The following is a 25581-nucleotide window of genomic DNA, read 5'->3' as shown; positions in this document are numbered from 1 at the left end:
GCGCCGCCGAGTTGGTATGTCTTGAGCTGCGCTATGTCGCCTGTAGCATTTCGACGTATGGAGCACAGGCGACTTCATCGCCAAAGAGCCTGTCCAAGGATGCTGGGTCCAACTCATGTTCAGGCCCGTTGGTAAGCACGTCGATTAGGGCGGAGGCGAGTGCCTTTGGGTTACCTGGCGGGAAGAGCCTGCCCATCCCCGTACGCTCAACTGGAACCCGCATGCCGGGAAGGTCGGAGGCGACGACTGGAACCCGTCGAAGCATGGCCTCAACCTGCACCAGCCCGAAAGATTCGAGCCGGTCCATGCTGGGCAATACCAGCACGTCGAGGCTCTGGTAAATTTCTGCGAGGGGACGCCCCGTCAGCGTTCCACGATATTGCACCGTCCCCCCTGATGCTTCCGCCAATTCGAGGATGTCGCGCCAATAGGTTTCGCCGACGACTTCTGACGCAGGGCCGATCAGATCAATTACGAAGGGCGCATCGAGTTCGCCTTTCAGATGCGGAATTGCGTCGAAAAGGACCTCAAGGGTTTTCTGTTTAGCGATCCGCCCGACATAGCCTATGCGGTAGACATGCCCTGCGGCCTTCGGAAGCCCCTTTCTCGGCGGGCAGACTTCGCCCGGAAACAGCTTTAGGGCTATCGGAAGCGGCGCAGTCTTTACCTTCGAGCGGAAGATGCGGCAAAAGGTTGATTGCGCGGCGTAATCTTCCGATACCACCTGAACGGTGTCGGCGCAGGCACCGGCGATAAGATGGGGGATGGCGGCAACCGCGCGCATGAGGCGGTCGGTAAGGCGCGCCTTGCTCATGCAGCAGATATAGCTGACGATCAGTTTGCGTCCGCGCAACTTCGCCACGATCGCGACAGCTGCTGCGTCTAGGCAAGGCAGATGCACATTGACCACATCGATGTCATCGAGCGAACGCCACAGGTCCATCGCATAGGTGGGCATCACCAAAGCCTTGCCCAATCTAAAGATCGCGCGAGTACGGACAATTTCGAGGCCATCGACCGTGTCATGGCGCGGGGCATCGTCAGGAACGCGGCCGGCAAATACCTTGACTGGAAAACCGAGACTTTTGACGTAGAGCGCCACTTCGTGTGCCGACAGGGTTAGGCCGCTAACGTTGGGGAGGTGGTAGGTAAGACAAAGCGCAAAGCCCTTGGCTCTTCCAACCGCACTCCCGCTTCCATCATTTTCAGTGTATTTCACTTTTTTATCTCGCGGACTAGATGTGCCTTGCCCCGGGTCGAAGATGAGGATTGCGGCGGAATGCAGGGAATGAATAGCGGCAGGTCAATTGCCGAGCGGATATTTCAGAACGAGGCGGATCCGGCTTTCCGACGTCGGGCGATATGGATAGGTTCCAATCTTTGGGACCGTTTCCTAGGCCAGCCGTACAGTCTTCTGGATATCGGTTGCGGCCGTGGATTTTATTTCCCCCTCTATCATTCGCTAGGCGCCCAAATCGTGGGCGTGGAACGAGACGCTGAACCACTTTCCACAGCGCGGCTTCAGGCTGAGCGTTTCGGCGCCGTCGTCCAGGATGTGTCCGCCGACCATCTGCCCTTTCCGGATGAAAGCTTTGACGCTGTCGTCATGTCGGAACTTCTCGAACATCTTCCCATGCCTATCGCCGCCCTGAAAGAAGCGCGCCGCGTCCTTCGCCCTGAGGGGTTGTTGCTGATAACGGTTCCCAACGCAAACTATCCTTTCCTGTGGGACCCGATCAATTGGTTGCTCGAGCGCACCCTTGGAACGCCTATCCGCACGGGACTGCTCTCCGGAATATGGGCGAATCATGAGCGTCTGTACGATCATGAACTCTTGCTCGGCGAGGTTGAAGCTGCAGGTTTCGATATCGGACAAGTCGTAAACCACACCCACTACTGCATGCCCTTTGTCCACAATATCGTCTACGGGCTTGGGAAGCCGCTGCTCGAAAAGCGGCTGCTTCCGCAAAACTGGGCGCAAAGCGCGGAACGCGGCACGGGAGATTCGAGTGCACTTCACCGCTTCAATCCGGTGTCGGCCGGTATCCGACTGATCCACTGGTTTGATCGCAAGAACAAGGACGCCGAATCCGAAACGATTTCGACGCTCAACATCTGCGTAATGGCCACTCCGGTCCAATTGATTGCCGAGCCTCAAAGCGAGCTATCCGGTATTCCGCCCGCAATCAGCTGAGCAACATCACTGCGGCTTTCTCGCCAATCATCATTGTTGGAGCGTAGGTATTGGCGGACGGTATCGTCGGCATGATCGAAGCGTCGGCAACGCGAAGCTTTTCGATCCCATGTACGCGCAGTTGATCGTCTACGACACTCAGGGGATCGCCGTCCGGACCCATCCGAGCCGTGCCGACAAAGTGGCAGCCAGCGGTCCCGGATGCGCGGCAAAAGGCGAGAATCTCTTCGTCCGTACCGGGCATGCTTGGTGGCTGGATCATTTCGGAAAGGACCGGAGCCAATTCTACGCGGGTCAACAGCGTTGACATCAACCGCATTCCGGAAATCATGGTCGTCTGATCGGCCAGAGCCGCAAGGTAGTTCGGCTGAATCTCGGGATCGACAAACATGTCCTTTGTCAGCGCCCGCACATATCCCTGACTTTTCGGGCGATGCTGCCACCAAGCGCCCGTTACTCCCGCAAGGCTGTCAAGATGACCGGCGCGATTCCGGCCAAAGCTGCCGGGGGTGAACATGCATTGCAGATCGGGCCGCGACAGCTCAGGGTCGGAGCGGCAGGAGAGAAAGACATGCGACGGGGAAAGCGTCAGCGCGCTTGGTCGGCCAAGCATCCATCGAACTCCTTCAGCCAGCAATCTCGGGCCGCGCGCTATCTGATTGAGCGTCGTCACGCCATCTCTTGCCCGCATCACGATGCGGGAGACAAAATGATCTCTGAGATTTTCGCCGACTCCGGGGAGGTGGTGCACAACCGGCACGCCAATCTTTGCAAGCATTTCTCCATCGCCAACGCCTGACACCTGAAGAAGCCGGGGCGTGTTGATCGCTCCGCAGCAGAGGATGACCTCGCGCTTCGCCATCACAGTTTTTTCAACTCCGCCTCGCGAACGCACATAGCGGACACCGATCGCCCGCTGCTTGTCGAACATGATCTGGACAGCACGCGCTCGCGTTTTCAGATCGATGCTGCCGCTACGCAGCGCGGTTCGCAGCATCGCGATCGCCGGCGTCGCGCGCCAACCGCGTCGCACCGTCTGCTGAACATAGGCGACGCCTTCTTGCGTGCCGCTGTTATAGTCTGGGTTCCAATCCCATCCCGCCCCTTGGGCAGCTTTGACAAATGCGTCCGATGTATGATGCGACCAGCCCACGTCGCCCACCGTGATCGGGCCCGCGCGTCCGCGAACCGTATCGTCGCCAAACCCGATGCGCGTTTCGCTTCGTTTGAAGTAAGGCAGCACATCGCGGTAGCTCCATCCCGGAAGACCCAGCGACGCCCAGTAGTCGAAATCCTCAGGCTGGCCCCGCACATAGATCATCCCGTTGATGGATGAGGAGCCGCCAACGATCCGGCCCTGATAGAGCGGAAGGGCCTGGCCTTCGGGAATCGGCTGCGATCTGAAGTTCCAGCCGATGGAGGGCTGTGTCAGAGCCTTCACATAGCCTGCCGGGACCCGCACATCTGGCCTGAGGTCGCCAGGTCCTGCTTCCAGCACGCACACTGTAATGCCTGGTTCTTTGGCAAGTCGGGCGGCCAGAAGAGAGCCTGCGGTACCCGCGCCAACGATCACGTAGTCGAAAGTCTCGGAGTCCGGCCGAACGCCCATGCCAACCTGTTTTCCGATCTCAAATTCCTATTTTACAAGTTTAAGCCTTAGCAGACTTTCACAGGTCGCCATGATTGCCTCTTCGTTCGATCGAGGCGACCATCCAAGCAAGGAGCGCGCTTTTTCATTGCCAGCGCGCCTTTCTTTGCCGAGATCAGATTTCACTTGATTTGCCGCAGGACTGACCAAAGCGAGAAGTCGCATCGCCCAGTTTGGCATCTCAAATCGCGGCGCTTTTGCTCCATGAGCACCCAGCCGCGACCTGAGCACCCGGGCTATCTCGTATATGCTCATCGTTTCACCCGCTATTGCAACGAACCGCTCGCCATTTGCTGCAGGATCGGTCATAGCGCGAATGTGTAGATCGGCGACGTCGCGGACGTCCACGATCCCGTAGGAAAGCTTCGGAGCTAACGGCAGATTTCCGTCCAGCATACGTTGGATGAGTGAAATTGACGGAGAATAGTCGGGGCACATGACCGGCCCCAATATCACCGTCGGGTTTACTGCTGTAAGCTCTGGCCCACCTTTTCGCCTCACAAAATCCCAGGCATCTTTTTCGGCTAACGTCTTCGATCTGACGTAGGCGGTGAGAGTGGGAATGCTCAAGTCACTCCAATCGGCCTCAGTGAATTCAGCGGTGTCCATATCGCGAGCGTAACTCATGGCAACGAATGACGATGTGATCACCAGCCGTTTAACCTTCGCTTCATGTGCTGCTCGCAACACTCGTAGTGTGCCAGATCTGGCGATGCCGATGGTGTCAATATTGCCATCCTTTTGTCCAACGGCAAATGGAGAGGCGACATGTAGCACGTAGGAGCTACCGGCGGCGGCATCATCCCAGCCGGGATCGGCACTCAAATCTGCCTCGATGAAGGAAAGAGAAGCGCCAATTGATGATGCGCCCATCTGCTCGAGTGTACGACGAACTTCTGGTTCGCGTGTCAGCGAGCGTACAGTGCATCTAACCCGGTATCCAAGATCGAGCAGCTGCAAAATACAGTACATACCGAGGAAGCCGGAACCTCCCGTAACCAGCACTTGTTGGGATTGCGTAGAACGTTTGAGAGGTCTGATCATCGGCATCTGAAGTTGCGGGATTTCCATCGCAGTTTGAGCACTGATTCGATAGCCGACCACGCCCTTCCCGATAGCTTGGGCCTCTCCCCGGAAAAGCACAATCTCATATAGCTGGAAGACATGCTGCCCGACGACTATGCAGAGTGGGTCAAACCACGTCCACCTCCTCCCCATCTGAGAGCAAACCGACCGGCGCTATTTCCTCAAGCTGATCAAATGCAGGCGCGCCGAATCATCGCACCGCGCGGGCGCAAAGCGGCTGGAATGCTTGGACCGCTTCAAATGCCCGCACTCAATCGCTTTTCCGGACCTTCGCGTAACGACAGTTCGGTCCGAGCCATGATAGGCTTTGCGCCTCGAGAATGGTGGCGTCATCGCGCGGCGAACGGCCTTCTTGCGTATCCGGCGAAGGGTGACAAAGTGGGCAGTCGAACTTTTTGAGAGGGTGACGATGGCGTGAGGGGCGCTGATGGCAAGCGCAGGCGCTTTGCTCGACACAACACGGCCGCCCGTCAGGCGATGTATCTTAGTGCCAGCGGGGTAGTTGGAGCGCTAGCATGCCTGGTCATCGGGCAAGTTTCCGTTCACTTGAACCCGGCGGGTGCTCCCGCAATAGCGGGTTGGCGATGCATATTCTCGCCATCGTGATTGTGTTCGCTGTGCGCGAACCGTTCCGTTTGCCATCTTGCAGCACTTCTCGCCCGCTCGCCAAGATGATTGCCGTTGGCTGCGTCCTCGTTCTCGCAGCCGCTCTTTATGTCATCGCGCTGGCAGACTTCCCCCACAGGGTTGATGGAGATGCAGCGGCGCAGGCGAACAACGCTATGGAATTTTTGGGCGCTTCGCCGCCACCCATTGTGGGTGTGGGCTGGTTTGGCCGCGCGAATCTCTACTACTTCCTTGACTCGATAGCATTAGCCATGTTCGGCCCCACGCTGTTCGGCATGCGCATTTTCGGTGCAATCGGAGGTATCCTCGCGGTTCTTTTTACCTTTCTATTTGCGCGATCAGTGATTGGCTTCCGCTACGCAATCCTCGCGCCGGGTCGAAATCTTGGAGGTGGCGTGGCCAGGCCATTGTGCACCGCTTTCACACGACAGCTGCTTAGAGTCTCGGATCACCGCTCCAGGCAGATCGCCACGCCTTGGCCGCCGCCGATGCAAAGTGAGGCCAGGCCTTTGCGGGCCTTGCGCCTCGTCATCTCGTGGAGCAGCGTCACTACGATGCGGCAGCCGGACCCGGCCAACGGATGGCCGAGCGCGATGGCGCCGCCGCTGATGTTGATGATCTCCTCGTTCCAGCCCATCTCGCGATTGACGGCGAGGGCCTGTGCGGCGAAGGCTTCGTTGATCTCCATGGCGTCGAGGTCGGCCGCCTGCCAGCCGGCCTTCTGCAGCGCAAGGCGTGAGGCAGCGACTGGTCCCAGCCCCATATCCATCGGCTCGACCCCCGCTGAAGCATAGGACGCAACTCGGGCGAGGGGCGTTAGCCCGAGTTCGTTCATCCGTGTCTCCGACATAACCAACACGGCGGCAGCACCATCGTTGAGCCCGGAGGCGTTGCCGGCGGTGATTGTCCCCGCCGGATCGAAGACCGGCTTCAGCCGGCCAAGTCCTTCGAGGGTGGTCGAGGGGTTTGGATGCTCGTCACGGTCGATGACGACATCACCCTGCCTTGTCTTTACCGAGACAGGGACAATCTCATCGTCGAACCTTCCCGAGCGGATAGCGGCGTCGGCCTTCTCCTGCGAACGCAACGCGAAACGGTCCTGCTCATCGCGCGTGATCTGGCAACGCTGCGCCAGGGACTCGACCGTGACGCCCATATGGACCTGATGGAAGGCGTCCCACAGCCCGTCGGTGATCATCGAATCCTTGACGATCTGGTCGCCCATGCGCACGCCGCCGCGAATGCCTGGAATAAAATGCGGCGCGGACGTCATCGAGTCCTGGCCGCCGGCGATGATGCAATCGGCGTCGCCGCAGCGAATGGCCTGCGCGGCAAGATGGATCGATTTCTGGCCAGCGCCGCACACCTTGTTGATCGTCATCGCGGGTACGCTGACCGGCAGGCCGGCCCTGAGCGATGCCTGTCTTGCCGGGTTCTGCCCGGCGCCGCCGGTCAGCACCTGGCCCATGATCACCTCGCCGACGGCATCAGGCGCAAGCCCGGTTTCGGCCAGCATCGCTTGAATAAGCTGCCCACCCAGTTCCGCGGCGGAGAGGCCGGCGAGCGCGCCGTTGAGCTTGCCGATCGGCGTGCGTTTGGCGGCGACGATGTACACTGCATCCTGCAATTTCCTGTCCTCCATTGGTGCGGCACAGAGGGCGTGTTCGCCGCTTGACATTCTGGTTATAACCAATAATCTGAAAGTGACTTGCAGACAAGATGACGGCTTCGCGCCGGCCTGCATTCCGGGAGGAAATTCATGTCATCCGTGCTTTGGACGCCGGCGCCGGCCGCGTTCCAATTCTCGAATCTTGCGCGCTTCGCGACAGCCAACGGCTTCAGCCCGCATGACTACGAGACGATGCATCGCTGGTCGATCAGTGACCTTGGCGCGTTCTGGCGGGCGGTGTGGGACTTTGCCGGTGTGACCGGCGATCCGGGCACGCGATCTTTCCTGCGCGACGACCAGGCGCCGATGACGCGGAGCCAATTCTTTCCCGACGCATCGCTTAATCTCGCGGAGAATCTGTTGCGGGGCGACGATGATCGGGTTGCGGTCATCGAGGCCGACGAGAGCGGCCATTTCCGCACCGTCACCCTCTGTGAGTTGCGCGGGCGCGTCGCCAGGATAGCGCATGGCCTGCGCGCGGCAGGCGTGGCGAGGGGCGACAGCGTCGGTGGTATCCTGCCCAATCGTGTCGAAGGTCTCGTGGCGCTTCTGGCGACGCTTTCGGTCGGCGCCGTCTGGTCGTCTTGCTCGCCGGATTTCGGCGCTGCGGCGATCGTCGACCGCCTCGGCCAGATCGGCGTGAAGGTGTTGTTTGCAACACCGCGCTACCGCTATGCGGGCAAGAAGCACGACATCTCCGATCGGTTGGCCGAGATCGTTGCGGCGATGCCGACGGTGACCACGCTGGTGCTGACCGACGAGCCGCGCGCAGAGGCGGACTGCGCGGCGACCTGTCTCGCCTTCGACGATTTCGGCAGCGACGGTGCGCTGAAGTTCGAACGCGTGCCCTTCGATCATCCGGCCTATGTGCTCTACACCTCGGGCACCACGGGCGCGCCAAAGGCGATCGTCCATCGCACCGGGGGCGTGCTGCTCCAACATCTGAAGGAGCATCTGCTGCATGGCGACGTCCGCCCCGGCGACGTGATGAGCTGGTACACCAACACGGCCTGGATGATGTACCATTGGTTGATCTCGGGCCTCGCCTGCGGCGCGGCTGTTGTGCTCTATGACGGCGCGCCGATCCTGAAGACCGCTGATGGCCTCGACGCCAGCCCGCTGTGGACAATGGCGGAGCGCGCACGCGTCACCCATTTCGGCACCAGCCCGAAATATCTGGCGACACTTGCCGCCGAAGGCTACGCGCCTGGGCGCTTGCACGACCTGTCATCGCTGCGCTCGCTGCTTTCGGCCGGCGCGCCGGTCTCTCCCGGCCAGTTCGACTGGGTCTACGAGAATGTGAAGCACGACATGATCTTCGCCTCGATCTCGGGCGGCACCGAGATCATCGGCTGTTTCCTGCTCGGTTCGCCGCTCCACGCCGTTCGCCGTGGCGAACTGACGGTGAAGGGGCTTGGCCTTGCGGTGGCGGTGATGGACGAGCGTAACGCGCCGGTCATCGGCCGGCAGGGCGATCTCGTCTGCACCGAACCGTTCCCGTCCATGCCGCTGACCTTCTGGGGCAAGGACGGCGACGCGCGCTACCACGCCACCTATTTCGCCGCACGCCGGGAAATCTGGACGCATGGCGATGTCGCCGAGGTGAGCCTGCATGGCTCGGGGATCATCCATGGCCGCTCGGACACGACGTTGAAGCCCGGCGGCGTGCGCATCGGCACGGCCGAAATCTACGCCGTCTGCGAAACCTTTGCCGAGATCGAGGATTGCCTGGTGTTCGGCGCGCCGGTCGAAGGCGATGAGGAGATCGTGCTTTGCGTCAAGCTCAGCGACGGTTTTGAGCTGACGCCTGAGTTCGCTGGGCAGATCCGCCGCGCCATTCGTGCGGGCGCATCGCCGCGCCACGTGCCGCACCGCATCCATGCGGTGCAGGCCGTGCCCTACACGCTCAACGGCAAGAGGGTGGAAGGGGCCGCCCGCACCACACTCGAGGGCAAGCCGGTGAAGAATATGGCTTCGCTCGCCAATCCCGCATGCCTCGAGGAATACCGCGCGCTCGACCGGAGCAAGGCGGCATGATCCGGGCCAAGGGAGCGATCGTCGGCATCGGCGAATTGAAACCGCAACGCCTGACCAGCGGCGTGGCGACGCTGGAGATGATCGCCGAGGTCTCCCGTCTGGCCGTGCTCGATGCCGGGCTGGAGCCGGCGGCGATCGATGGGCTGCTGGTCGGGCCGCAGGTCGGCGAGACGCCGCAGCATGTTCCGGCGACCGTCGCTGAGTATCTCGGGCTGGCGCCGGCCATGGCCAATGTCGTCGACCTCGGCGGCGCTTCGGGTGCCGGCATGGTCTGGCGCGCAGCGGCGGCGATCGAGGCCGGCATGTGCGAGACAGTGCTGTGCGTCCTCGCCAACAACCGCGAAGAGGTTGCACCGCGATCGCCCAACCGCAATCCGATCCGCGAGTTCGACGTGCCGTTCGGCGCTTCGGGCGCCAATATCTCCTACGCGCTGCTGATGCAGGCGCATATGGCGGCGCATGGCTCGACCGCCAGGGATTTCGCGCTGATTGCCGCGGCGGCACGGGCCAACGCACAGCTCAACCCAGACGCGATCTTCTTCGGCAAGCCGGCGGATGTGGAGATGGTGCTGGCCTCGCCGATGATCTCTTCGCCGCTGCATCTCTATGAAATCGTCATGCCAGTCGCCGGCGGCGAGGCAGTTGTCGTCACCTCGGCCGAGCGCGCGCGTTCGCTGCGCAAGCGTCCCGTGCATTTGCTGGGGGCCGGCGAGAAGGTCACGCATCGCGCGGTCAGCCAGGCGCCCTGCCTCACCTCCGGTCCGCTGAAGAGCGCCATGGCGCGGGCCTTCGCGCAGTCCGGCACCAGGGCCGATGACATGGATCTCCTGTCGCTCTACGACTGCTACACGATCATGGTCGCCACGACGATCGAGGACGCCGGTCTCTGTGCGCCGGGCCAGTTTGGCGCGTGGCTGCGCGACCACGATCTTTCGCACCAAGGCGACAAGCCGCTCAACACGCATGGCGGCCAGCTCGGCTTCGGCCAGCCCGACCTTGCCGGCGGCATGACGCATGTCGTCGAGGCGGTGCGTCAACTGCGCGGCGAGGCGGGCGAACGCCAGATCGGCAAGGCCGAGCTCGCGCTGGTCACCGGCAATGGCGCGACGATGAGCGAGGCGACCGCGCTTGTGCTGGGAGCCGCCTGATGTCCGTCGATCTCAGTGCACTCAAGACCCCCGGTCCGACGATCACCACGCTGACCCAGCCGTTCTGGGACGCGGCGGCGCAAGGGCAGCTTAAAATCCAGCACTGCGAGGACTGCGGCAAGGCCGTGTTCTATCCGCGCCCGATGTGCCCGCATTGCTGGGGCAAGCGCCTGGTCTGGAAAGAGGCGTCGGGCAAGGGCCGACTGAAATCCTTTTCGCAAGTGGGCAAGCCGGGCCATCCCGGCTGGCTGCCGGCCGCTCCCTATGTGGTCGGGCTGGTCGAATTGGCCGAAGGCCCGACCATGCTGAGCTTCATCCTGACCGGCGCGCAGCCACCGCACGTCGGAGACGCGCTGCTGCTCGCACCGACAGCCATCGGCGGTCGCGTCCTGCCAGCCTTCAAATCAGTGGAAACCGCAACAGAGGAGAAGCCGCAATGAGCACCGAGACGAAAGATGGCTGGGTAGGTGTGGTCAAGGGTCGTCCGGAAGTCGGCGCCTTGGCCGAGCGCACGCGCCGCACGCGCGCCAGCGATATCGAGGCCTTCACCGACATCACCGGCGACCGCAATCCGCTGCACTATGACCGCGCGCTGGCCGAGAAATCGGTGTTCGGCAAATTGATCGTCCAGGGCGGCGTCACCTCAGGCATCCTCAATGCGCTGGTCGCCGAAGACCTGCCTGGACCAGGGACCGTGTTCCTTGAAGTCGCCTGGAAGTTCGTCAAGGCCGTAGGCGTTGACGAGGAGATCACCGGACGCGTCGAGGTCAAGGAGGTGCGCCCTGACAAGCCGATCTGCAAGATCGAGACATCAGTGCGCAACGGCCAGGGCGAGCTTTGTCTCACCGGCACGGCCACGGTGTTCACCGTTCCGCTGCTAGGCGCGTGAGTGCGGTGGACGACAGCCGTCCTGGCATGGCGGCCGACAGCGAACGCTGGCGCGTGCTGTCGCTGCTTTGCCTGGCTGTCGTTCTGTCGCTGACCACCTGGTTTTCGGCGACCGCCATCCTGCCCGAGCTGAAGCAGGAACTGGCTATCGGTTCTGGCGCCGAGGCGTGGCTGACCAACGGCGTCCAGGTCGGCTTCGTGATCGGCGCGCTGGCGGCGAGCCTGGTCAACCTTCCCGACCTGGTGCGGCTCAGCCGCCTTATGGCCGCCGCAGCTTTTGTTGCCGCGCTCGCCAATGCCAGCCTGCTGTTTCATCCCGACCCGGGCGGTGCCATCGCCGCGCGCATCGTCACCGGCGCAGCACTTGCCGGGGTCTATCCGCCGGCGTTGAAGCTGGTCGCAACCTGGTTCACGCGCGACAGGGGGCTGGCGCTCGGCGCGGTCATTGGCGCGCTGACCATTGGCTCGGCACTGCCACATCTCTTCCGCGCCGCCTTGAGCGCGCTCGACTGGCGGCCGGTGGTCGCCGCAGCCAGCCTGGCGACGGCGATCGGCGCACTGCTGTTCCTGCAGTTCGCCAGGGAAGGGCCTTATCCCTTCGGAAAGGCGGTGTTCGAGCCGTCGCGCATCGGCCAGGTGTTTCGCGAAAAGCCGCTGCTGCTCGCCAATCTCGGCTATCTCGGACACATGTGGGAACTCTATGCCATGTGGGCGTGGCTGCTTGCCTATACGCGTGCCGCCTTCGAGGCGCAGGCCGTTGGGACGACGGCAGCCGCGTCGCTATCGACCTTCTTCATCATTGCGTCCGGAATTCTCGGCTGCCTGCTCGGAGGCTATCTGTCGGACCGGATCGGCCGAACGGCGACCACAGCCGGCATGATGATCGTCTCGGGAAGCTGCGCACTGCTCATGGGCTTCCTGTTCACCGGGCCGCTCTGGCTGTTCATGCTGGTTGCCATCGTCTGGGGCATTTCGGTGGTCGGCGATTCCGCGCAGTTTTCAGCTGCCGTCACCGAGCTTGCCGACCGCCGCTTCGTCGGCACGGCGCTGTCGGTGCAGCTCGGCGCCGGCTTCGCGCTGACGGTGCTGGCCATCTGGTTGACGCCGCGCTTCGCCGACCTTGTCGGCGGCTGGCGCTGGGCCTTCCTGCTGCTGGTTCCCGGGCCGCTTCTTGGAGCCGTGGCCATGCTATGGTTGCGAAACTTGCCGGAGAGCATGAATATGGCTGGCGGGCTCCGTTAGGGAGGACGCTGCCGCTTCTTGAGTCGCGGCAAATCATTTTGCGGCGGGACCGAAATGGAACAAACGACCAGAATGCGTGGGCGTCCTCGCTACGACCAGGAAGATGCCGGAGCGGCCGAGGCGTTCCGCTCGATCGGCTCCAAGGTCGAGCTCAACCGCGACGAGGCGGCACCGCTGTGGGTGCAATTGCGCAACCAGGTCGAGGAAGCCATCAACACCGGTCTGCTGGCGGCCAATTCGCGCATCCCTTCCGAGCAGGCGCTGTGCGACTTCTTCGGCGTCTCGCGTCCGGTCGTGCGTGCCGCGATCGGCTCGCTGTCCAGCGAAGGCCGCATCATCAAGATGCCGCGCAAGGGCATGTTCGTCGCCGCACCGCGCGAGCATGTCGACTTCATGACCGCCAATCTCGGCGTGTTCGACGACCTGACGGCGAAGGGCCACAAGGTCTCGACGCGCACGCTCGAAATCTACCGGTGCCCGCCGAGCGAGAAAGAGTCCAAAGTCTTCGGCATTCCCGCCAATGGCAGCGTGGTCCGCATCAGCCGCGTCTACATGACCGACGGCGCGCCGATCACCATGACACGCATCAGCCTGCCGGGGCACAGGGTGCCGGGGCTCGAAAACATCCTTTCGGAAAACCAGTCGATTTTCGGCACCATCCGCGCGGTGTTCGGCCTGACGGTGAAGCGCGCCGACCGTTGGCTGCGCGCGGCATTGCCCACCAAGGAAGAGGCCGAGGAGATGGGCGTCGCCGCCAACACACCGCTGATCGAAATCGAGTCGATCGCCTATGATGCCGACGGTGCGGCGCTCGAATATTACGAGGCCTTCTACAACTCTTCCGTCGCCCGCATCCACATGGCGGTCGAGCAGCCGTCGGCGACAGTGAACGGCGTCGATCGCACCTGAATATGATCCGTCAAAACATTCTGTTTTCTGGTTATAACCAGATTGACGAACCCGGGAAGCTTCTGTAACGTCCTTGCCATGGGTCGGGAGGAGCCTGACCCCTAACGCATTATCAGGATCGATCGGCTTGCGACGCCACGTTGGTGTCGAGGGGAAGGTTTTGCCCGCGTTCAAGCCTCGCCTGATGGAGGATTAGCATGGACTACCGGTCGCAATTCGACCTGACGGGCGAGGTTGCCGTCGTCACCGGCGGTGCCAGCGGCATCGGTCTGGAGGCCGCCAAGGCGCTCGGCACCTGCGGCGCGCGCATCGTCCTGCTCGACATGAATATGCAAGGCCTGGATGCAGCCGCCGAGGCGCTTAAGGGGGCCGGTGTCGCAAGCGTCGATGGCCGCGTGCTCGACGTCACCGATCCACGTGCCGTCGAGGCGATAGCCGCCCGGATCGTCAGCGATTTCGGCCAGGTCGACATACTGGTCAACAGCGCCGGCATCGCCCGCCTCAACACCGCGCTCGACACATCCGACGAGGAATGGCGCCAGGTGATGGATGTCAACGTCAACGGCGTCTACTGGGCCTCGCGTGCCTTCGGCCGCTCCATGGTCGCCCGCAAGAAGGGCTCGATCGTCAATCTCGGCTCGATGTCGGGCCTGATCATCAACCGTCCGCAGACCGCGCCCTCCTACATGGTGAGCAAGGGCGCCGTGCACATGATGACCAAGGCGCTTGCCGTCGAATGGGCAAAATCAGGTGTGCGCGTCAACGCGCTCGCGCCAGGTTATGTCGGGACGGAGATGACGCTGAAAATGCGCGAGCGCCCCGAACTCTTCAACACCTGGATCGACATGACGCCGATGGGCCGGCTCGGCGAGCCGCACGAGATCGCTTCGGCGATCCTGTTTCTCGCCTCGCCGGCGTCGAGCTACGTCACCGGCGCGATCCTGTCGATCGATGGCGGCTACACGGCCTGGTGACGGGCCGAGCAAGGATTGGAATATCGCATGATCGTTTCGGACCTAGAGGCACGCCAGGCAATCATCGACGCCTGCCTCGAGATGAATGCGCTGGGCATCAATCAGGGTACGTCAGGCAATGTCAGCCGGCGCCATGGCGAAGGCATGCTGATCTCGCCGACCAGCACGCCTTACGAGACACTGGTGCCCGAGGACATCGTCTTCATGGCCTGGGACGGCGAGGTCGACGGGCGCCTGCCGCCCTCGAGCGAATGGCGCTTCCATCTCGACATCATGAAGGCGCGGCCCGAGGTCAACGCGGTCGTCCACGCGCATCCGACCTACTGCACGACCATCGCCATCATGGGCCGGAAGATACCGGCGATCCACTACATGGTCGCGGTCGCCGGCGGCAGCGACATTCGCTGTGCGCCCTACGCCACCTTCGGCACGGCGGAGCTCTCGGCGCATGCGGTGGAGGCGCTGCGCGACCGCAAGGCCTGCCTGCTTGCACAGCACGGCATGATTTCGGTCGGCTCCAGCCTCAGCCAGGCGATGTGGCTGGCGGTCGAGGTGGAAACGCTGGCGCGCCAGTATCACGGCGCCCTTCAGATCGGCGAGCCGCCGATCCTGTCCGAGGAAGAGATCGAAAACGTCATCAGCCGCATGGCCAGCTACGGCCTGCGCGACAAGGAGGCTGCTGCCTGAGCGGCGGTCATCTGACAGAATCCTCCGGGAAGGTCCGGAGCGATCAACAAGGGAGGAAATGAAATGACCGGATCAATGAAAGGCCTCGTCAAAGCGCTCGCTTTGGGGTTGGCGGCGGCTTGCAGCCTGGCTGCCATCTCGAGCGTGAGTGCCGAGGAACTGTCGCTGAAGGGCAAGCGCATCGGCGTTTCCGCCATCGGCACGGACCATTACTGGGACCTGATGGCGTTTCGCGGCATCCAGGACCGCGTGAAGGAGCTCGGCGGCGAAGTCATCGCGCTCGATGCCGGCCGCAAGGACCAGCAGCAAATCGCGCAGCTGCAGACGCTGATCGCGCAGAAGCCCGACGCCATCATCGAGCAGCTCGGCAACCTCGAAGTGCTGAACCCGTGGCTGCAGAAGATCCGCGACGCCGGCATCCCGCTGTTCACCGTCGACACCGCGACGCCGCACGCGATCAACAACACCACGTCCAACAACTACAATATCGGCGCCGAGATCGCTCTGCAGATGGTCGCCGACATGGGCGGCAAGGGCAATGTGCTGGTCTTCAACGGCTTCTACAGCGTGCCGGTCTGCAAGATCCGCTACGACCAGCTGAAATATGTGCTGACCTCGTTCCCCGATGTGAAGATCGTCGAGCCGGAACTGCGCGACGTCATCCCGAACACCGTGCAGAGCGCCTATTCCAACGTCACCGACATGCTGACCAAGTCGCCCGAGAAGGGCTCGATCGGCGCGGTCTGGGCCTGCTGGGACGTGCCGCAGATCGGCGCCACGCAGGCGGTCGAAGCCGCCGGCCGCAACGAGGTCAAGACCTATGGCATCGACGGCAGCCCGGAAGTCATCAAGATGGTGATGGATCCGAAGTCGTCCGCCGGTGCCGTGGCAGCGCAGCAGCCCTATGAAATCGGCAAGACATCGGTCGACAATGCCGCCAGATATCTTGCCGGCCAGAAGGTCGCGCCCTTCACCTTCGTGCCCGCGGTGCTGATCAACAAGGAAAATGCCGCCGAAAAGGGAAAACCGTTCCTCGACGCGGCCGAGAAGGCTGGCGTTAAATAGGCTGAGCGAAACGGCGGGCGGGCATCCAGCGAAATGGCTGCCCGCCACCATCAACCAGGGTTGACGGCCATGCAGACAGCAAAGCGTGAAATTGCTGTATCGATGAGCAATATATCGAAGCGGTTCGGTCCGGTGCGAGCGCTGGAGAACGCGAACCTCGAGATCGTGCGCGGTTCGATCCTCGGCCTTGTCGGCCAGAACGGCGCCGGCAAGTCGACGATCATCAAGGTGCTGGCCGGTATCATCAAACCGGACAGCGGAACTATTGTCATCAATGGCGAGACCGTTACCGCCCTTTCGCCGGCATCGGTCGAAAAACTCGGCGTGCATTTCATCCATCAGGACAGGCTGCTGGTGCCGACCGCAACCGTCGGCGAGGCGGTGTTCCTCGGCCACGAAATCGGCTTCGGCCCCTTCGTCAGCCGCCGCGCCATGGAGCGCAAGGCAGCTGATCTGTTGCAGCGGTTCTTCGGCATGGAATTGCCGGCGGGAACCCTGGTCAAGGACCTGACGACGGCACAGCAGAAAGTGGTGCAGATCACGCGGGCGCTGGCGCAGAAAGCCTCGGTGCTGGTGCTCGACGAACCGACGGCGGCCCTGGTCAAGCGCGAGGTGGACAGTCTGTTCGACGTGCTGCGGCGGCTGCGCGACGACGGCATCGCGGTGGTCTTCATTTCCCACTACATGCAGGAAATCGAGAAGCTCTGCGACCGCGTCACCGTGATGCGCAATGGCACCGACGTCGGCATGGTCGACCCGCGCGAGACATCGATCGACGAGATCATCTCGATGATGATCGCCCGCGATGTCGGCGAGATGTTTCCCAAGCGTTCCGTCGTCTTGGGCGCGCCGGTGCTCGAAGTCGCCAATCTGCGTCTCGGCGGCGGTTTCGAAAACATCGGCTTCAACATTCGCGCCGGCGAGATCGTCGGCCTCACCGGCCTGCTCGGATCCGGCGCCAAGGAAATCGTGCAGTGCCTGTTCGGCCTCAAGACCGCCGAGGGCGGCTCGATCAAGGTCGAGGGGAAGGCGCTGTCGCTGTCGACGCCGGTCAAGGCGGTGCGCAGCGGCATCGCCATGCTGCCCGAGGATCGCCGCGCCCATGGCGTGGCGCTCGGCCTGTCGGTGCGCGAGAATGTTTCGCTGGCCAGCCTGCGCCGCTATTCGAGAAACGGTCTGGTCAGCCGCGGCAACGAGAACCAGGCGGTCGATGGGCTGATCAAGGAGCTGTCGATCAAGACGCCGCATCGCGATGCGCTGGTGCGCGAACTCTCCGGGGGCAACCAGCAGAAGGTGGCGATCGCCAAGTGGCTCAGCTGTCAGTCGCGGGTCTATGTGCTGGACGAGCCGACGGTGGCCGTCGATGTCGGCGCCAAGGTCGAGATTTACAATCTGTTGAACCGGCTGGCGGGCGAGGGTGCGGCGATCCTACTTCTATCGTCCGACCTGCTCGAGCTGGTCGGCGTCTGCGACCGCGCGCTGGTCGTCTATCGCGGCCGGCTTGCCGGCACCTTCTCCGGCCCGTCAATGAACAGCGACGCGCTGCTCGCGGCCTCGTCAGGCGCCCGCTCGAATGCTGATGGGTTGGCGGCATGAGCGCGACAACTCTCCACACCGAGGCCGGCGCGTCCGACGAAACCCGCGCCACCGGCAAAAGTGCTGGCCGGCGCTTCGCCACCATCGTCGTGCGTCTCGGCGCGATTGCCGCCTTTGCTGCGATCATGGCCTATTTCGTCGTCTTCGCGCCGGGCTTCACCTCGACCTTCAACCTCATCAACGTGGTCGAGCAGTCGGCGATCCTGGGCGTACTCGCCTATGGCATGACGACCGTCATCATCGGCGGCGGCTCCGATGTCACCGAAGGCGGTATCGACCTGTCGATCGCCGCCAATATGGGGCTGTGCGCCGCCGTCTACGCGACGCTGTTGTCGATGGGCTATGGCGACTTCCTGTCGGTCCTCGCGGCCATCGCCGTCGGCATGGCCGTCGGGGCGCTGAACGCCCTTGCCGTGGTCGGTCTCGGCATCCTGCCGCTGCTGGCGACGCTTGCCGTGCTCAACGTCGCCGCCGGCATGGAACTCACGCTCACCCAGAACACTGTCGTCGGCGCATCCTCCCCGCTGCTCGGCTTCCTGGTCTCTGGGAGCTTCCTCGGCATCTCGGCGCTCGCCTGGGCGCTGATCGTGTTCTCCGCGATCATCATCGCCATCATCCATGTCACGGCGTTCGGGCTGCGGCTCTACGCGGTCGGCGGGCACCCCGAGGCTGCACGAGCGGCCGGTCTCAGCGTGCCGTTCTACGTGTCCTTCACCTATGTGCTGAGCGGCTTCTGCGCGGCGGTGGCGAGTATACTCACCGTTTCGCGGCTCTCGGCCAGCACGCCCGGCTCCGGCGAACTGCTTTTGTCGGTGCTGGCGGCCGCCCTGCTCGGCACTGTCTTCTCCCGCCGCTTCGTGCCGACCATGGGCGGCACGCTGCTCAGCGTGTTGTTCATCGGCCTGCTCGCCAACGGCTTCCAACTGCTCAACGTTTCAAGTTACTGGGTAAACGGCGTGCAGGGCGCGCTGATCCTGCTGGTGGTGGCCATCACATCCTTTGCCCGCGGCTCGGAGGGTTCACGATGAGCAACTCGGCCAATGACCGCGCCAAGATGGGCCTGCGCGCCTTCCTTGCCAAATACAGCATGCTCGTCGCTTTCGCGGCGATCGTCGTCTTCTTCGCGGTGGCGAGCCCGACCTTCCTGACGCCGGCGAACCTCTTCAACGTGCTGGTCAACAATGTCGTCATGCTGGCGATCGTGGCGCTCGGGCTCACCATTGTCATCTCGTCCGGCGGCATCGATCTGTCCATCGGCGTGTCCGTCGACATGGCAAGCATGGTCTTCGTCATGCTGCTCGCCGCCGGCTATGGCGGGATGGTCGGCGTCGGCGGCGGGCTGGGTGCCGCGCTGGTCGTCGGCATCCTCAACGCAATTCTCATCACCAGGCTCAACATCAGCCCGTTCCTGGCGACGCTTGGCGTGCTGTTCATCGGCCAGAGCACGCAGCAGCTTGCCACCAGCGGCGGCCAGCCGATCTACCTCACCAGCGGCTATGCCGGCGACCAGTTCAACGCCATCGCCCGCACCGCTCTGTTCGGCGTGCCGACACCGGTGATCGTGCTGATCTTATCAGCCATCGCGGTCCACGTGCTGCTGCACCGCTCCGTTTTCGGCCGCTATGTGCAGGCGATGGGCGCGCAGCCCGGCGTCGCCTGGTATTCCGGCATCCGCGTGCCGCGCGAATTGTCGATGGTGCATGTGCTTTGTGCGCTGCTGGCGGGCGTGACCGGCATCCTGCTGTCAGCGACGGTGAAGTCCTACGTGCCCCTGTCGGGCAACGCCTTCCTGCTCGACGCCATCGGCGCCACCTTCATAGGCACGACGCTCAGCCGCGAGCGCAAGCCCTCGGTGGTCGGCACGCTGCTCGGCGTGCTGTTGCTTGCCATCGTCAAGAACGGGCTGCTGCTCGTCGGCTGGAATTTTTACTGGCAGCAGGTCGGCATCGGCGTGCTGGTCTTCCTGGTGCTGGCCGTGAGCTTCGGCCTGCGCCGCGCCACCCATTGAGTTCGAAAGGTCAAGTCAGCCATGCCACAATTCGACATCAGCTCGATCGGCTTCTATGTCCTCGACATTCTGGGACGCCCGGTTTCGCGCATCCCCGAAGGTGGCCGCGCCGACTATATCGAGGAGATCCGCATGACCGTCGCCGGCACGGCCGGCGCGACCGGCATGGACTGCGCCATCCTTGGCCTGAAGACGCGGGCCGTCACCACGCTCGGCACCGACGACATGGGCGACTGGTTCCTCGCCAAGCTCAAGAAATATGGCCTCGAGTGCGGCCTGGTACGCCGCGACGGCAGCCTCCAGACGTCCTCCACCATCCTGCCGGTGCGGCCGAATGGCGAGCGGCCGGCATTGCATGTGCCGGGCACCGCCACTTTGTTCGAGGTCGCCGATGCCGATCTTGATGCCGCACTCGACGCCACCGTCGTCCATGTCGGCGGCACCGGCCTGCTGAAGCGCTTCGACGGCGAGCCCACCGTCAGGCTGCTGAGGCGGGCCAAGGAGCTTGGCCGCGTCACCACCTTCGATCTCATCCAGGCGACGCCGGAAACGTGGCGGCTGGTCGAACCGTGCCTGCACTATATCGACTATTTCGTGCCGAGCATCGACGAGGCCGGCGAGATGGCGCATGACCGAGATCCGGCCCGCGTCGCAGCCTTCTTCAAGGCCAGGGGCGTGAAGAACTGCATCCTCACGCTTGGCGCCGACGGCGTCCATGTCTCGCCCGAGCATGGCGAGGATTTTCATCTGCCGGCCTTCGAGGTCGAGGTCTTCGACACCACGGGCTGCGGCGACTCCTTCACCGCGGGCATCATCGTCGGCATCGTCAAGGGTTGGGACCTCAAGCAATCCGCGCGTTTTGCGAGCGCCGTCGCCGCCAAGGTGGCGATGGGACTCGGTTCCGACGGCAAACTCGTTTCATTCGACGACACGGTGGCGGCGATGAACTCGCTCCCCGTCAAGACATCAAAGGTGGAAGCAGCATGACCATTCTTCCTGAGGCCAAGGGCAAGACGGCCCTCGTCACCGGCGCGAGCCGCGGTATCGGCAGAGCGCTCGCGAAGGGGCTCTCCGAAGCGGGTTTCGATGTTGCCATCACCGATTTGCCGTCGCAGGCGGCGGAACTCGACGTGACCAGGGGCGAGATCGAGGCGGCCGGCCGCAAGGCCTATGTCTACACGATGGATGTCAGCAAGAAAAAGGAGATCGAAGCGACGGCGCAGGCGTTGCTTAAGGCCGCTGGCAGCATCGACGTGCTGGTCAACAATGCCGGCATCCTGAAGCCCAGCCTGCTCCAGGACCTCGACGAGGCCAACTGGGACGCGCATTTCGATATCAACGCCAAGGGCGTGCTGATGATGTGCCAAGCGGTGCTGCCGCATATGCGCGCCAAGAAATCGGGCCGGGTGATCAACATCGCCTCGATCGCCGGCCGCCAAGGCGTGCCGACGCAGGGCCACTACGCGGCGACTAAGGCGGTGGTGATTACGCTCACCCGCGTGCTCGCACAGGAAGTCGGCATGGACGGCGTCACCGTCAATGCGATTTGCCCTGGCATCATCCTGACCGAGATGGGCAAGAACAATCTGGGCAGCGAGGCCGCGATCCGCCACTGGGAAGAGGTCGCGGCGCTGAAGCGTCTTGGCGCGCCAGAGGATGTCGTCGGGCCGGTACTGTTCTTCGCTTCGGAGCTGTCGGCGTTCGTCACCGGACAATCGCTCAATGTCGACGGTGGCATCTACTACCACTGATCCTCGCAGGGCTGGCCTACGTGGTCGCCATGACGGCCCGGCGTGACGCGAACGAGACTATGTTGATGTAAGGTCGGTTTTCTGCCAGATCATCCTGGAGGCTGCCAGTCCGCTCCCGGCCCAAAGGCGTCGGACCGCAATGCGCCTCATTGCAGCCGTTCCGCTGATCCGCGCCATCCTCCAAAAGCGGACGTCGATTGTTTCAATGCACGGACAAGTGTGGAAACTTGTTCATACGAGATCTCTTGGTTGTCCAAAATCTGTGGGATGTGCCGCAGAGACCTCTTGCCACGGCAACGCGTCAGCCTTTGGGTCGGTTTAACGCAACAATGTCCTCTACATCCTGGCGGCTACGCGCGAAGCGCTTCAGCACTAGCGGGTCGTGTCCAGGAACAATGTGAGCGGGGGAACTGGCGAGTTGTTTCATACGCTCGACCCCGAAGATCACATCGCTCAGCCGGTCGAAGACGGGAAAAGGCTTTTCGCGTTCCATGTTGGCGTAGAAATGGGCCGCGTCGGACGCGATCACGACCGCGCCATTGTCGGTTTCTACCCGCACCACCTGCAATCCGCGCGAGTGGCCGCCAACCTTGTGGAGCGTGATGCCTGGCGCGATCTGCGACTCCGGGTCGTGGAAGCAAACTTTTCCCGCAAAGACGCGCCGCACCATGGTGGTGACGTCTTCGGCCTCGAAGGGATGGCGCATGGCATGGTGGCACATGCAGCGGCCGGTCGCGAACTCCATCTCCGCATCCTGCAGGTGAAAGGTCGCGTTCGGAAATAGGTGATGGTTCCCGCAATGGTCGTAATGCATGTGGGAGATGATGACGTCGCTGACATCCACATGATTGATGCCGATTGCCGCCAAGCCGTCGTCGACGGGCCTGACGACACTGCGTCCGCGTTTGTCGCCGGTCGGCTTGTCGAAGCCGGTGTCGACGATGAAGGTGCGCTTCTGCCCGACGATCGCCCAGACGAAGTAGTCCAGCGGCATGGGAACGTCATGCGTATCGCCGCCTAGGAAATTCTCGCCCGAGCGGCGCTCGAAATGACCGTAGCGAACGGCATGGATTTCATAACGTTCGGAGTCACCCATGATCAGCTCGCTTTGGCGACATCTGGGGTCTGGGCTGAGCCGACCTCCACATGCGCCCATGTCTCAACCGTTTTGACCATACAGGTAAAATCGGAGTCCGGCCCGTAGAGCTGGTTCGTTACGCTCAGCAACTGGCGCACGGCACTGCCCACCACCATGGGTACGCCCATTGCCTCCGCCTCGTCCACGCACAGCCGGACATCCTTGAAGGACAGGCCTGTGGCGAAACCGAAATCGAAGGTGCGCGGCAGGACGGATTTTGGGAACTTGTCCTCGGTGGCGCTGTTGCGGCCGCTCGAGGCGTTGATGACGTCGATCATCACCTTGGGATCGAGGCCTGCCTTGACGCCCATTACGACCGCTTCGGAGGAGATCGCAAGTGCCGCCGCTGCAAGCAGGTTGTTGGCAAGCTTCATGGTCTGGGCGGAGCCCTGAACCTCGCCCATGAAGAATATCCGGCCGAAATTCTCGATCACCGGGCTCGCCGTTTCAAACGCAGCCTTCGGCCCCGACACCATGACGGCGAGCGTGCCGTTGCGCGCGCCCTTCAATCCACCACTGACGGGCGCGTCGATCATGGCGATGCTCCTGGCTGAAAGGCCTTCGGCAACCTTGGCGGCCATTCGCGGACCCGTCGTCGAGATATCGACGAAGATGCGAACCGCCTTGCCCTCGGCGATACCGCCTTCGCCGAGCACGACCTTTTCCAGGATCTGCGGGCTGGGCAGGCTGGCAAAAACGATCTCCGCAATATCGGCGACATCGCGCGCGCCGGCGGCGGCTTTCGCGCCCGCGTTAGTCAATTCCGCCACGGCTTTGCTGTCGACGTCGTAGACCGTCACTTCGTAACCAGCCTTGATGAGACGGGTCGCCATCGGCGTGCCCATTTTTCCGATGCCAACAAAGCCGATTTTCAGGGTCGACATGATCGCTCTCTCCTCTTTCAGGGCCGATGCCCATGCAATGGTGTTTGGTCTCGATCTCCTGGATCGCATTCTGTCAGGTCGTTTCCACCGTGGGTATTTCGAGCGCCTGGCTTGTACGCGGCACAAGAAGTTCCGCGATGTCCACGGCCTTCAATCTGTCGGCCACGCCGAGCGCATCGATCGCGGCGGTGTACATCACCTTGTCCTTCGGGCAGGCGACGACGAAGTACGCGACGTCGCCCAGGCTCAGCGCTTCACGGATACGATTCTCACTCGGACGCTCGGTCACGCCGTCGTCGCCCTGCCAGATGCGGCCGCCGCCGGCGCCGCAGCAAAAGGAATTCTCGCGGCAGCGCGGCATGTCATGAAGCGTGTAGCCGGCGGCGCGGATCAGATCGCGCGGCGCATCGAAGCCACCATTGTAGCGTCCAAGATAGCAGGGATCATGATAGGTGACCCTGGCGCCATCGGCGACATGCAGGTCGAGTTTTCCCGCCCCGATGAGTTCCGCCAGCAGCGCCGTATAGTGCAGCACCTCGAACGCCGCGCCGAAATGCTGATAGTCGTTCTTCAGCGCATTCAGGCTATGCGGATCGGTGGTCATGATCCGGTTGAAGCTGCACGCCTTGATCTTATCGATGTTGGACTGCGCGAGCGTTTCGAACAGACCTTCTTCGCCGGCACGCCGCACATCATTGCCGCTGTTGCGCTCGGCATCGAAGAGAATGCCGAAGTCGACACCGGCTGCGGTCAGCAGTTCGGCAACCTTGCGGGTGATTTCCTGAACGCGCGGATCGTAGGAGGCGTAGTCCCCGACGAACCACAGAACGTCGACGGGTTCCTCGCGCGCGTCCTTGACCTGAAAGCCGAGCTCCCTGGTCCAGCGGGCCCGCATCTTGGAAGGCTTGCCCATGGAATTGCCGAGACGGGTCAGGTTCGATAACGCCTCCTGCAGACCGGGGCCGACACGGCCTTCGTCGACCAGATGACGGCGCATGTCGATGATCTTGGGTAGATGCTCGATCTCGACCGGGCATGCCTCCATGCAGGCACGGCAGGTGGTGCAAGCCCACAGCGTCTCCTCGGAAATCACGCCGCCGACCAGTGGGGCCGCCGAAGATCCCGCGGCAAGCGCGTCACGCATGTCGGTGATCAGCAATTTTGGGCTGAGCGGCAGACCGGCCGCATAGGCTGGACAGACCGCCTGACAACGGCCGCATTCGGTGCAGGACAGAAGGTCGAGCTGCTGTTTCCAGTCGAACTGTCCCAGGCTGTCGATGCCCGGAGCCTCGCGCGCTTCCGGGACCGCGGGCGCCAGGCCGCGCGGTTCGAGGCTGCGGAAGTAGATATTGGGTGCAGCAAGAAACATGTGCCGATGTTTCGAACCGGGGATATAGACAAGGAATGCCAGAATGGCGCCGACGTGAGCCCAGTAGAACAGCTCTTCGCCCTGATGTGCCGGTATGCCGGCACGATCGAGCAATCCAGCCAGTGCCGATGCGACCGGCCGCCACGAGCCGTCTGCGCCACCGGCTATGCGTGCCGCCGCCTCAAGCAACAGGGACGCCACGATCAGGACGATCAACACATAGATGATTGCCGCATCACTGCCGCTCGAGCCGTCGAAGCGGGCAGGCCGCAGCACGTAACGCTGATAGAGCGCAAGTCCGACGCCGACCAGCATCAGCACCGAAAAGATATCCTGCAGAGCGGCAATCCAGGTTTCGCCACCGATGGGCGCAAGTGAGAACCCTGGAAACAGCCGCGAGCCGAAGGCATCGATCGTGGCGGTGAACAGCACCAAGAACGAAATGAAGATGATTGCGTGAAGCACGCCGGAAAGCGGCTTGCGGAGCATTTTCCGGTGCATGCCGATGGCGACCATCACACCCTGGAGGCGCAGCATCGGGCGGTCGAAGCGGGCCGCTGCCGGTGCATTGGCAAGAGCGACCGCGTAACGGCGCGAGCGCCAGGCCGTTAAAGCGAGTGCTGTGATGACCAGGATCCAGAGTGGCAGGGTCGATGCCATC

General features: G+C 62.8%; 22 protein-coding genes. 15 read left to right on the top strand and 7 right to left on the bottom strand.

What is annotated here, in order from left to right; genetic code table 11:
* Positions 1 to 31 precede the first annotated feature (31 nt).
* Positions 32 to 1219, bottom strand: coding sequence for a glycosyltransferase family 4 protein (locus AC0L3E_RS25705; protein WP_473605897.1), 1188 nt, complete (start codon positions 1217 to 1219; stop codon positions 32 to 34).
* A gap of 60 nt (positions 1220 to 1279) precedes the next feature.
* On the opposite strand from AC0L3E_RS25705, the gene AC0L3E_RS25700 reads away from it, so the two are divergent.
* A complete protein-coding gene (locus tag AC0L3E_RS25700) occupies positions 1280 to 2194 on the top strand; it encodes a class I SAM-dependent methyltransferase (RefSeq protein ID WP_473605896.1) in 915 nt (304 codons plus the stop codon).
* Here AC0L3E_RS25700 and AC0L3E_RS25695 read toward each other — a convergent pair.
* From AC0L3E_RS25695 to AC0L3E_RS25685, 3 genes are all read right to left on the bottom strand, one after another.
* Positions 2187 to 3803: a GMC family oxidoreductase gene (locus AC0L3E_RS25695; RefSeq protein ID WP_473605895.1), complete on the bottom strand. Its 1617-nt coding sequence runs from the start codon at positions 3801 to 3803 to the stop codon at positions 2187 to 2189. The two genes, AC0L3E_RS25700 and AC0L3E_RS25695, sit on opposite strands and share 8 nt — an antisense overlap.
* Positions 3804 to 3830: 27 nt before the next feature.
* Positions 3831 to 4946 (bottom strand): SDR family oxidoreductase, encoded by a 1116-nt coding sequence (locus AC0L3E_RS25690; protein ID WP_473605894.1) that lies wholly within the window; start codon positions 4944 to 4946, stop codon positions 3831 to 3833.
* A 1057-nt stretch (positions 4947 to 6003) separates the two neighbouring features.
* Entirely contained in the window at positions 6004 to 7233 is a 1230-nt protein-coding gene (locus tag AC0L3E_RS25685; RefSeq protein WP_128306843.1) for an acetyl-CoA C-acetyltransferase, read from the bottom strand.
* A gap of 81 nt (positions 7234 to 7314) precedes the next feature.
* Between AC0L3E_RS25685 and AC0L3E_RS25680 the strand changes: the two genes are divergently transcribed.
* The 14 genes from AC0L3E_RS25680 to AC0L3E_RS25615 all read left to right on the top strand — a co-directional run bounded on the left by AC0L3E_RS25680 (position 7315) and on the right by AC0L3E_RS25615 (position 21529).
* Positions 7315 to 9261: an acetoacetate--CoA ligase gene (locus AC0L3E_RS25680; protein ID WP_128306844.1), complete on the top strand. Its 1947-nt coding sequence runs from the start codon at positions 7315 to 7317 to the stop codon at positions 9259 to 9261.
* Entirely contained in the window at positions 9258 to 10409 is a 1152-nt protein-coding gene (locus AC0L3E_RS25675) for a thiolase family protein (RefSeq protein WP_127330595.1), read from the top strand. The genes AC0L3E_RS25680 and AC0L3E_RS25675 overlap by 4 nt, the downstream gene beginning before the upstream one ends.
* Positions 10409 to 10849, top strand: a complete 441-nt coding sequence (locus AC0L3E_RS25670) for a Zn-ribbon domain-containing OB-fold protein (protein ID WP_127330593.1) — start codon at positions 10409 to 10411, stop codon at positions 10847 to 10849. Before AC0L3E_RS25675 ends, AC0L3E_RS25670 begins: the two co-directional genes overlap by 1 nt.
* Positions 10846 to 11298 (top strand): MaoC family dehydratase, encoded by a 453-nt coding sequence (locus AC0L3E_RS25665; protein ID WP_127330591.1) that lies wholly within the window; start codon positions 10846 to 10848, stop codon positions 11296 to 11298. Before AC0L3E_RS25670 ends, AC0L3E_RS25665 begins: the two co-directional genes overlap by 4 nt.
* A gap of 5 nt (positions 11299 to 11303) precedes the next feature.
* Positions 11304 to 12539 (top strand): MFS transporter, encoded by a 1236-nt coding sequence (locus AC0L3E_RS25660; protein ID WP_245469270.1) that lies wholly within the window; start codon positions 11304 to 11306, stop codon positions 12537 to 12539.
* A 72-nt stretch (positions 12540 to 12611) separates the two neighbouring features.
* Positions 12612 to 13448: a GntR family transcriptional regulator gene (locus AC0L3E_RS25655; protein WP_127330589.1), complete on the top strand. Its 837-nt coding sequence runs from the start codon at positions 12612 to 12614 to the stop codon at positions 13446 to 13448.
* A 197-nt stretch (positions 13449 to 13645) separates the two neighbouring features.
* On the top strand, positions 13646 to 14422 hold the full coding sequence (locus AC0L3E_RS25650; RefSeq protein WP_127330587.1) for an SDR family NAD(P)-dependent oxidoreductase: 777 nt from the start codon (positions 13646 to 13648) through the stop codon (positions 14420 to 14422).
* Between the two features lie 27 nt (positions 14423 to 14449).
* Positions 14450 to 15109: an L-fuculose-phosphate aldolase gene (locus tag AC0L3E_RS25645; RefSeq protein WP_127330585.1), complete on the top strand. Its 660-nt coding sequence runs from the start codon at positions 14450 to 14452 to the stop codon at positions 15107 to 15109.
* Between the two features lie 63 nt (positions 15110 to 15172).
* On the top strand, positions 15173 to 16174 hold the full coding sequence (locus tag AC0L3E_RS25640; protein WP_027035479.1) for a sugar ABC transporter substrate-binding protein: 1002 nt from the start codon (positions 15173 to 15175) through the stop codon (positions 16172 to 16174).
* Positions 16175 to 16276: 102 nt separating this feature from the next.
* Positions 16277 to 17770 (top strand): sugar ABC transporter ATP-binding protein, encoded by a 1494-nt coding sequence (locus tag AC0L3E_RS25635; RefSeq protein WP_128306845.1) that lies wholly within the window; start codon positions 16277 to 16279, stop codon positions 17768 to 17770.
* Positions 17767 to 18798 carry an ABC transporter permease gene (locus AC0L3E_RS25630; protein WP_127330583.1) on the top strand — a complete coding sequence of 344 codons (1032 nt, stop codon included), beginning with the start codon at positions 17767 to 17769 and terminating at the stop codon, positions 18796 to 18798. Before AC0L3E_RS25635 ends, AC0L3E_RS25630 begins: the two co-directional genes overlap by 4 nt.
* A complete protein-coding gene (locus AC0L3E_RS25625) occupies positions 18795 to 19778 on the top strand; it encodes an ABC transporter permease (RefSeq protein WP_128306846.1) in 984 nt (327 codons plus the stop codon). The genes AC0L3E_RS25630 and AC0L3E_RS25625 overlap by 4 nt, the downstream gene beginning before the upstream one ends.
* Before the next feature lie 21 nt (positions 19779 to 19799).
* Complete coding sequence (locus tag AC0L3E_RS25620) at positions 19800 to 20765, top strand: carbohydrate kinase family protein (protein WP_473605892.1); 966 nt, start codon at positions 19800 to 19802, stop codon at positions 20763 to 20765.
* A complete protein-coding gene (locus tag AC0L3E_RS25615) occupies positions 20762 to 21529 on the top strand; it encodes an SDR family NAD(P)-dependent oxidoreductase (protein WP_473605891.1) in 768 nt (255 codons plus the stop codon). The genes AC0L3E_RS25620 and AC0L3E_RS25615 overlap by 4 nt, the downstream gene beginning before the upstream one ends.
* 301 nt (positions 21530 to 21830) lie before the next feature.
* On the opposite strand, the gene AC0L3E_RS25610 is transcribed toward AC0L3E_RS25615, so the two are convergent.
* The 3 genes from AC0L3E_RS25610 to AC0L3E_RS25600 form a co-directional block, all read right to left on the bottom strand.
* The gene (locus AC0L3E_RS25610; RefSeq protein WP_473605889.1) at positions 21831 to 22523 is read right to left on the bottom strand and encodes an N-acyl homoserine lactonase family protein; all 693 of its coding nucleotides are present in this window, start codon (positions 22521 to 22523) and stop codon (positions 21831 to 21833) included.
* Between the two features lie 104 nt (positions 22524 to 22627).
* A complete protein-coding gene (locus AC0L3E_RS25605; protein WP_127330577.1) occupies positions 22628 to 23551 on the bottom strand; it encodes an NAD(P)-dependent oxidoreductase in 924 nt (307 codons plus the stop codon).
* A 73-nt stretch (positions 23552 to 23624) separates the two neighbouring features.
* Positions 23625 to 25580: a (Fe-S)-binding protein gene (locus tag AC0L3E_RS25600; RefSeq protein WP_473605888.1), complete on the bottom strand. Its 1956-nt coding sequence runs from the start codon at positions 25578 to 25580 to the stop codon at positions 23625 to 23627.
* Between the last annotated feature and the right edge of the window lies 1 nt (position 25581).

It is taken from the genome of Mesorhizobium sp. WSM4822 (assembly GCF_055811155.1).
The sequence above is the reverse complement of the archived record's forward strand: the minus strand, read 5'-3'. Positions and strand labels throughout refer to the sequence as shown.

Bases quoted from the DNA above. Each gene is read 5' to 3' on its own strand.
- AC0L3E_RS25680 (WP_128306844.1), top strand. From the start codon at position 7,315: ATGTCATCCGTGCTTTGGACGCCGGCGCCGGCCGCGTTCCAATTCTCG.
- AC0L3E_RS25625 (WP_128306846.1), top strand. From the start codon at position 18,795: ATGAGCAACTCGGCCAATGACCGCGCCAAGATGGGCCTGCGCGCCTTC.
- AC0L3E_RS25640 (WP_027035479.1), top strand. From the start codon at position 15,173: ATGACCGGATCAATGAAAGGCCTCGTCAAAGCGCTCGCTTTGGGGTTG.
- AC0L3E_RS25600 (WP_473605888.1), bottom strand. From the start codon at position 25,580: ATGGCATCGACCCTGCCACTCTGGATCCTGGTCATCACAGCACTCGCT.
- AC0L3E_RS25670 (WP_127330593.1), top strand. From the start codon at position 10,409: ATGTCCGTCGATCTCAGTGCACTCAAGACCCCCGGTCCGACGATCACC.
- AC0L3E_RS25700 (WP_473605896.1), top strand. From the start codon at position 1,280: ATGCAGGGAATGAATAGCGGCAGGTCAATTGCCGAGCGGATATTTCAG.
- AC0L3E_RS25685 (WP_128306843.1), bottom strand. From the start codon at position 7,233: ATGTCAAGCGGCGAACACGCCCTCTGTGCCGCACCAATGGAGGACAGG.
- AC0L3E_RS25675 (WP_127330595.1), top strand. From the start codon at position 9,258: ATGATCCGGGCCAAGGGAGCGATCGTCGGCATCGGCGAATTGAAACCG.
- AC0L3E_RS25610 (WP_473605889.1), bottom strand. From the start codon at position 22,523: ATGCCGCTGGACTACTTCGTCTGGGCGATCGTCGGGCAGAAGCGCACC.
- AC0L3E_RS25635 (WP_128306845.1), top strand. From the start codon at position 16,277: ATGAGCAATATATCGAAGCGGTTCGGTCCGGTGCGAGCGCTGGAGAAC.
- AC0L3E_RS25665 (WP_127330591.1), top strand. From the start codon at position 10,846: ATGAGCACCGAGACGAAAGATGGCTGGGTAGGTGTGGTCAAGGGTCGT.
- AC0L3E_RS25655 (WP_127330589.1), top strand. From the start codon at position 12,612: ATGCGTGGGCGTCCTCGCTACGACCAGGAAGATGCCGGAGCGGCCGAG.
- AC0L3E_RS25630 (WP_127330583.1), top strand. From the start codon at position 17,767: ATGAGCGCGACAACTCTCCACACCGAGGCCGGCGCGTCCGACGAAACC.
- AC0L3E_RS25650 (WP_127330587.1), top strand. From the start codon at position 13,646: ATGGACTACCGGTCGCAATTCGACCTGACGGGCGAGGTTGCCGTCGTC.
- AC0L3E_RS25605 (WP_127330577.1), bottom strand. From the start codon at position 23,551: ATGTCGACCCTGAAAATCGGCTTTGTTGGCATCGGAAAAATGGGCACG.
- AC0L3E_RS25615 (WP_473605891.1), top strand. From the start codon at position 20,762: ATGACCATTCTTCCTGAGGCCAAGGGCAAGACGGCCCTCGTCACCGGC.
- AC0L3E_RS25645 (WP_127330585.1), top strand. From the start codon at position 14,450: ATGATCGTTTCGGACCTAGAGGCACGCCAGGCAATCATCGACGCCTGC.
- AC0L3E_RS25620 (WP_473605892.1), top strand. From the start codon at position 19,800: ATGCCACAATTCGACATCAGCTCGATCGGCTTCTATGTCCTCGACATT.
- AC0L3E_RS25695 (WP_473605895.1), bottom strand. From the start codon at position 3,803: ATGGGCGTTCGGCCGGACTCCGAGACTTTCGACTACGTGATCGTTGGC.